Below are 6,307 nucleotides of genomic sequence, written 5' to 3' on the forward strand. Positions count from 1 at the left end.
ACTCTAATTCTTGCTTAATGAAGATATTATAGAAAAACTCAGCCCATAATCCTTTAAATACTCCAAGGCTTTCTCGTCTATCACCCGCTCATCTAAGAGATAAACTCTCACCCTGTCGTTTTCTGATCTAAGTCCTCTCCCAATGATTTGCAATACCTTATTAAGTGCTGGGTAAAGATACACCTGTCTCCACGCCCATTCCTTGTCGGATGAGAACGTCTCTAAGCGCTCTTCAAGCTTCTTATTTACGGGAGAGGGGGTTGGTACAGGTAGCCCCGCTATTACTATGGTATCAATGAGGTTACTTCTCATAGCCTTAAATTCTACTCCTTCCGAAAACTTTCCCCATGCTGTTATCATCACAAGACATTTCTCATGACGCATCAAAAACTCGAGAATATCATCCAAGTGCGTGTCATGCTTTTCTAATAAACGCGGTGCAGATTCTATAAATGGATACGTATTCAACATAAAGGAGTAGGATGGAAAGACCGCTAACACATGTCGACTTTCCGGATCCTTGTATACCGAATCAATAAGACGTGCATAGAATTTGAATAACTCCTGGGTTCGCTCGACATATCTCGATGAAATACCTCTCTGAATAACTAGTGTGACATTTTCTCCCCATGTGAAAGGATAAGATATTTCTTGTAGTCTTTCTCTCTTTACGCCTAGAATAGCTGTATAGTAGTCTGCGGGGGGCAATGTCGCTGAAGTAAGTATTGCAGATCTAGAATCATCAAACACTCTTTGGGCAACTCTAGGAATGTTATAGAAGAAGATCTTATACGCGAGGCTAACATCCTCCCTAAGGGCTATTAATATAGAGTCACTAGGCATTTTTTCAACCTCCTCTAGGAAGTATACTATATGCCAAAGACTTGAGAAAACGCCAGTCTTTCCTTCATAGGATGTCGCAACTCTAGCAAGAATCCTGGAGTTAGGGGCAATCTCGAGAAAGGTTTCCACCGGAACTTCACTTCCATTTTCTGTTGCCGTCTTATGAAGATAGGCGAGCAGCTTTCTCAATGACTCTGCAATATTTGAATCCTCAGCGAATCTAGCCCTTTGAATCTCCCTCAGGGCTGCCCTTATAGAGCTTGCATGTAGTTCACTGCTAAGGCTATCTGTTATAAACCTGGGAAGATTATGCGCTTCATCAACCACGATCACGCTTTCGGATAAGTTTATCCCACCTTTACGGAGTAATATAATAGATAGGCGTGGATCAAACAAATAAGAGTATGAGGCAACTATTATTCTTGCAGTCCTAACAGCCTCCCATGCAATCTCATAGGGACATATCCCAGCCTCTCTTCCAATTCTTCTTAAGGTGTTTAGCGTAAGCAAGCTTGGTAACTCGCCTTTGTATCTCTTTTTGATATATGGACATTCACCGCTCAGCTTTTTCCTTGCACAGAACCTGAGAAATCGGTGAAAGTCCATACCCGATGTCAGGGAGCGAGGAAGCAGACACATATCAAAACGGCTCGCGAGGGTTACAAGGGATAATTTAACCCCGGTTTTTTCTAGTCTAACAACCTCTCTTATCGGTGCCTGGAACTGAGACTTTGTATGAGCCAGATAAATTATCCGGGGTACATCGGCAGCTAATAATCCCGCGAAAACAGCTGCAGTTTTACCAAACCCTACCGGGTAGCGAGCAAGGAGTATTTTAGAATTGACTACACTCTCGTATACCTTCCTAGCTAGCTCTAACTGACCCGGCCTCGGGTGTTCATAGGGAAAAAACTCTTTTATCCTTGAGGTAAGCCTCTCCATTACCAGGTCAAGTATCCTAACACAACACCTAAATACTTATTTTGTTCCACTTGTCTGGTGACGGGTTTGGAGCAAAAGCAACTGCGCTACTTCCGTCAGATCCTGGGATTGATCACGATCGTGGTTCTGGTTATTAGCGCCTACTATTCATATAAGGTGTTCGCTTATATAATGAACTGGGAAACCGGCTCCTCTCAGACCTACAGCGAGTACATGCGCTACCTGATCTACATGCTTTTCCTTCTCACCTCGGCTTTCATATTCTATGAGACATTTAGGAGAAGGGAAAATCGTGCTCAGTGAAAACTTAGTAGTTGAATGGATCACCTCAACTCTAGGCATAACATGGGGGGACGCTACAGTCATACAGATTAACAGTCATAAGAGAATAGCAGTAAACGTTGATGCCTTCGACGGGGAATTACACTGGCCCTCATTCTTAGACGCGTACTCGGCAGGACTACGGGCGTATCGTGGCTCGACCAGTGATATAATTGTGCGCGGAGCAAAACCCCTTGCCGTTCTCGTAGCTTTACGCGTTCCGCGCAACTTCCCCTTTGAGACACTAAAGGACTTCGTAAAGGGTATTTCAGATGCTGCACAGGAGTTTGATGCGGTCTACTTGGGGGGAGACACGGACATCGTTGAAACAGACTCTTTTAGAGCTGAAGTGGTCAGCATCGGAGCTCTTCATGGCGAACCTCTTACAAGAGGAGGTGCCAGACCCGGAGATCTCGTAGTGGCAGTTGGCGATTTCGGGGTTTCAAGTCTACTCTACGATGCTATTCAGGGTAATACTCCACCTTTACCGCTTAGAGAAGTTATAAGGACGTGGCTCAAGCCTAAATGGCCTCCTGTAAACAAATGGCTGGAAAACACCGCTTATGTTACCGCATCCATCGATAACAGTGATGGTCTCGCACTCTCACTCCATTATCTTTCAGAGAATTCAAACGTGCGAATTGAATTAGATGAGATACCTATTTATCCTCCTCTACTCGAGCACTATACGGAGAAGGAGGCACTGGAGCGAGCTCTCTACTTGAGCGGCGAAGAATACAACTTTATCTTTACAATTCACCCTAAGCACGAAGCATTACTGGATGAGCTCAACGCCAGAATACTCGGCCGAGTCACGACGGGAAGTGGCGTCTTTCTGAAAGGATACGGCCCAATACAGAAATCGGGATGGATCAGTGGGCTCGGATACGCCCGAGGCTCAAGATGACGCTTGCCGTTATTATTGACGGTTATACCGACGAGCCGGCAGGTTTAGGCGTGCCTCCATATATCGACGTTTATCCGCGTTACATCGCAGGCGCTATTTGGCATGCGGATAAATCTGCCCAAATACACTACTTTACGATAGATACCTACAGACTACACGAGGAGGAGATTTCCAAGCTTATCTCACGAGCCGATCTCCTAATCGTGATTGGTGGTGTTGTTGTTCCGGGACGATATCTTGGCGGAAAGCCTATCACGTCCCGCGAGGTAATTACTCTTCCAAAAAAGTATGAAAAACCTATCAAAGTTCTCGCGGGTCCGATAGCGCGCTTTGGTACAGGCGAGAAAGGGGGAGAGAGAGCGGTTACCCCCAGACAACTGGAAGATGCATACGACGTTGTAATTAGAGGAGATCCCGCCCTGGTTGTACACGACCTAGTGTCTACGAAGAGCCTAGAGAAGGTGAACCCATTTCGAATAGCTGGAAATTACAATCTAATCAACGTTTTCGCTACTATTGGTGCCCGAATAGTTACACAGCACCCAAACCATGGTTTCAACTTAACAGCAGAAATAGAGACTTTCAGAGGCTGTTCCCGATGGCTTACTGGTGGCTGCTCCTTTTGTATTGAACCGCGTTTTGGAAGAGTTATTGTGCGTGACCAGGAGGATATAGCTCGTGAGATCTCTCTACTATATGAACTAGGCGTAAGGTCTTTCAGGCTGGGCAGACAGAGTGACTTTCTCGCATACAAGGCTAATGGGATGAACGAGGTGGAGTATCCGGAGCCCAATCCTGTGGAGCTGAGGAAACTCTTCCAAATGATAAGGGCAGCTGCACCAAGCCTTGAAACACTACACATCGACAATGTTAACCCTATGACTATCGCCTTACACGAAGAAAAATCACGAGAGGCCTTAAAGATTATAGTAAAGTATCACACACCAGGCGATGTTGCTGCTTTTGGTCTAGAAAGTGCGGACCCCCGTGTCGCCCGCGAAAACAATCTGGGAAATGATCCTGAAAGCGTTATTAGGGCTATCGAGGTTGTAAACGAGGTTGGAGCTAGGAGGGGGTGGAACGGTTTGCCGGAGATGCTACCAGGCCTAAATTTCGTGCTTGGCTTGAAAGGTGAAACACGTGAAACATTTGTGCTTAATAAGGCTTTTTTGGAGGAATTGTTAGAAAGGAATCTACTTGTTAGAAGGATTAACTTACGAGAAGTCCTCCCCCTGCCTGGCACGCCGATGTGGGAGGTGGGCAATAGCATCGCAAGAAGACATACAAAGTATATTGCAGGCTTTAAGAGGTGGGTCCGCGAGGTTTTCGACGAGAAAATGATCGAGAGAGTATTTCCTCGCGGCCTGATCATCAGACGCTGTTATGTTGAAGCCCTGGTAGATGGAAGATATGCTGCTCGCCCAACAGGGAGTTATCCCCCTACAGTCTTCCTTGACGATGCTCGTGTCGGTAGCAGGATTGACTGTATAGTTTACGGCCACAAGGCTAGAAGTCTACTAGGGGTAAAATTTCCCTTGGATATAAGCGAAAAAACATTTCTCCGGGTTTTCGGAAGTCGTGGAAAGGAGTATTACGAGAAGGTGAGAAGTGAACGAGTTAGCGACCTCCCAGCGTGTGTTCTCAAATACCTAGGCGTCATGACTGGGAGAATATCCTCTGTATCTGCATTAGCTCATGACCAGTCGTCTCTGAACCGGCAAGAGCACCCTTAGTGTTTGCGACTAGTCCCGATCTGAGAAACATTCTGCCCTTGTTGATTGTTAAGAGCCCGCCTTGAACCTTAAAGATCTTCTCAAGTCTCTTCAATTCATCGTCCGAGACGAAGGGAGGGAGTGCCAGGCCCCTATTGGTGACTACTGCGAGCGAGCCAACAAAGGGGCTTCCACCGAGATCCGCTACAACGCATTCGACTCCCAGAGTATCAGAGATCAACTTTGAGGCGTTTTTAGGTAGTAGAGGACTAACCAGACAAGCATTGTCGTTGGCGAGTACTAGATTCCCGAGTCCGGTTTCTTTTACTCCCTCGAGCACAGTCACGTTGAGCTTTAGGTTGTTTTTTATGATTTCAAGCTCTGAATCTAGGACGTTGCGTGGCAAAACTATCCCAGAGTTATTACCACATGCTAGGGACCCGATTAGCCTAGACCCAGCCACTGAGACTTTTAAAATCTCTACTTCTAATGCTTCCCTAACCTTAGCTTCAAGCTTCTCAGGGATGTCGGGTGGTACTAGAGCGTACTTATCATTGGCGAAGATGAATATGCCAACCTGGGGGGTTCCGTAAATCTCGACGAGCTCAACTGAAAACATACAAGTGCACTAATCCTTTTTTTCTCCTGAGTGCAGATCCACCAAGGCTTCCACCGCTTCACCCTCCTCGACGTTTATTTTAACGGTAACTTTAACCTTCCTAGGCGGCTTCTCGATGCTTCTTGACCAGATATACTCGTTCAGTAAACCTCCTATCTTGACTCCACCCGTGAGGTGAAAATGCCTTGAAACCCATTCCCTGACTATACGGATTGCAACTTTCGCCCTCTTCTTCCTGGGAACGCGGCGCGCGTCACGTAATGGTATAACAATGTCAAAGACATTTTCTCCCTCCTGGAGCTTAGGCATGCTTAATCACCTTATCCTTAGAGTTGCATTCTGCTTCTGCGCCAGTTTCTTCTCGGCTTTCTACGAACCTCGCCAAGAGTCTTTGAGATAACCCATATAGGAATTTGATGGTTTTCTCTGACAGCCGCAATGAGCCTTATTTTCTTACCGAAGGGTTTGTTGCGAGCCATTTATGCAAGCCACCCCTCCACCAAACGGGGCAGATTATAAAAAATTTTTCTCGGAGTTATGTTAACTAAAGCTGAACCTAACTTTGAACTCTTTCCTTGATGACGAGAACCTCGCCAAGATCTCTTTCAGAGTGTCATCGTCTATGGGAACTCTTATAGACCCGGTAGAGGCGAGTTGTATGAGCTGGATCTCGAGTGCCTCGACGAGTTCGGGTTTCACAAGTTTTAGATTCGACAACCTGGCGCGTGCCTCTGGAGTCAGTATCTTCCTTAGTATTTCCTGGCGCCTTGCCTCCTCGGCGGCCCGCTGGGCCTCAGCTCTCTGAGCCTCCTGAGCCTGTCTCTGATACTCTAAGAGTTTTCTCCGCTTTATCTCTTCAAGCTCCTCAGGACTATCCTCATAACTCATAGTATCACCACTAACACTAGCTTACAAAGCTAAAATCCTTATCGCTGGCTACGGTGCTCCCTCAAGGTTAGGGGA

8 protein-coding genes are annotated in these 6,307 nt (G+C 46.4%); 3 read left to right on the forward strand and 5 right to left on the reverse strand.

Annotated elements, in window-relative coordinates:
• Positions 1 to 3: 3 nt before the first annotated feature.
• Complete coding sequence (locus ACP5KC_RS08185) at positions 4 to 1,785, reverse strand: ATP-dependent DNA helicase (RefSeq protein WP_428287236.1); 1,782 nt, start codon at positions 1,783 to 1,785, stop codon at positions 4 to 6.
• 66 nt (positions 1,786 to 1,851) lie between these two features.
• Here ACP5KC_RS08185 and ACP5KC_RS08190 point away from each other — a divergent pair, with 66 nt between their 5' ends.
• Genes ACP5KC_RS08190 through ACP5KC_RS08200 form a run of 3 tightly spaced genes read left to right on the forward strand, consistent with a single transcriptional unit; the run spans position 1,852 to position 4,746 of the window.
• On the forward strand, positions 1,852 to 2,088 hold the full coding sequence (locus ACP5KC_RS08190) for a hypothetical protein (RefSeq protein WP_191118501.1): 237 nt from the start codon (positions 1,852 to 1,854) through the stop codon (positions 2,086 to 2,088).
• A complete protein-coding gene (locus ACP5KC_RS08195) occupies positions 2,078 to 3,013 on the forward strand; it encodes a thiamine-phosphate kinase (protein WP_052884529.1) in 936 nt (311 codons plus the stop codon). The genes ACP5KC_RS08190 and ACP5KC_RS08195 overlap by 11 nt, the downstream gene beginning before the upstream one ends.
• Positions 3,010 to 4,746, forward strand: coding sequence for a radical SAM protein (locus ACP5KC_RS08200; protein WP_428287237.1), 1,737 nt, complete (start codon positions 3,010 to 3,012; stop codon positions 4,744 to 4,746). Before ACP5KC_RS08195 ends, ACP5KC_RS08200 begins: the two co-directional genes overlap by 4 nt.
• Here the strand turns inward: ACP5KC_RS08200 and ACP5KC_RS08205 are convergent.
• From ACP5KC_RS08205 to ACP5KC_RS08220, 4 genes are all read right to left on the reverse strand, one after another.
• The gene (locus ACP5KC_RS08205) at positions 4,670 to 5,344 is read right to left on the reverse strand and encodes a translation initiation factor IF-6 (protein ID WP_052884528.1); all 675 of its coding nucleotides are present in this window, start codon (positions 5,342 to 5,344) and stop codon (positions 4,670 to 4,672) included. The genes ACP5KC_RS08200 and ACP5KC_RS08205 overlap by 77 nt on opposite strands.
• Before the next feature lie 9 nt (positions 5,345 to 5,353).
• A complete protein-coding gene (locus ACP5KC_RS08210; RefSeq protein ID WP_428287238.1) occupies positions 5,354 to 5,653 on the reverse strand; it encodes a 50S ribosomal protein L31e in 300 nt (99 codons plus the stop codon).
• A 17-nt stretch (positions 5,654 to 5,670) separates the two neighbouring features.
• Positions 5,671 to 5,823, reverse strand: coding sequence for a 50S ribosomal protein L39e (locus tag ACP5KC_RS08215; RefSeq protein ID WP_191118500.1), 153 nt, complete (start codon positions 5,821 to 5,823; stop codon positions 5,671 to 5,673).
• A gap of 61 nt (positions 5,824 to 5,884) precedes the next feature.
• Positions 5,885 to 6,232, reverse strand: a complete 348-nt coding sequence (locus tag ACP5KC_RS08220) for a DNA-binding protein (protein WP_273433623.1) — start codon at positions 6,230 to 6,232, stop codon at positions 5,885 to 5,887.
• Between the last annotated feature and the right edge of the window lie 75 nt (positions 6,233 to 6,307).

It is taken from the genome of Infirmifilum sp., from assembly GCF_049970975.1.
Taxonomy (GTDB): Archaea; Thermoproteota; Thermoprotei; order Thermofilales; family Thermofilaceae; genus Thermofilum; species Thermofilum uzonense.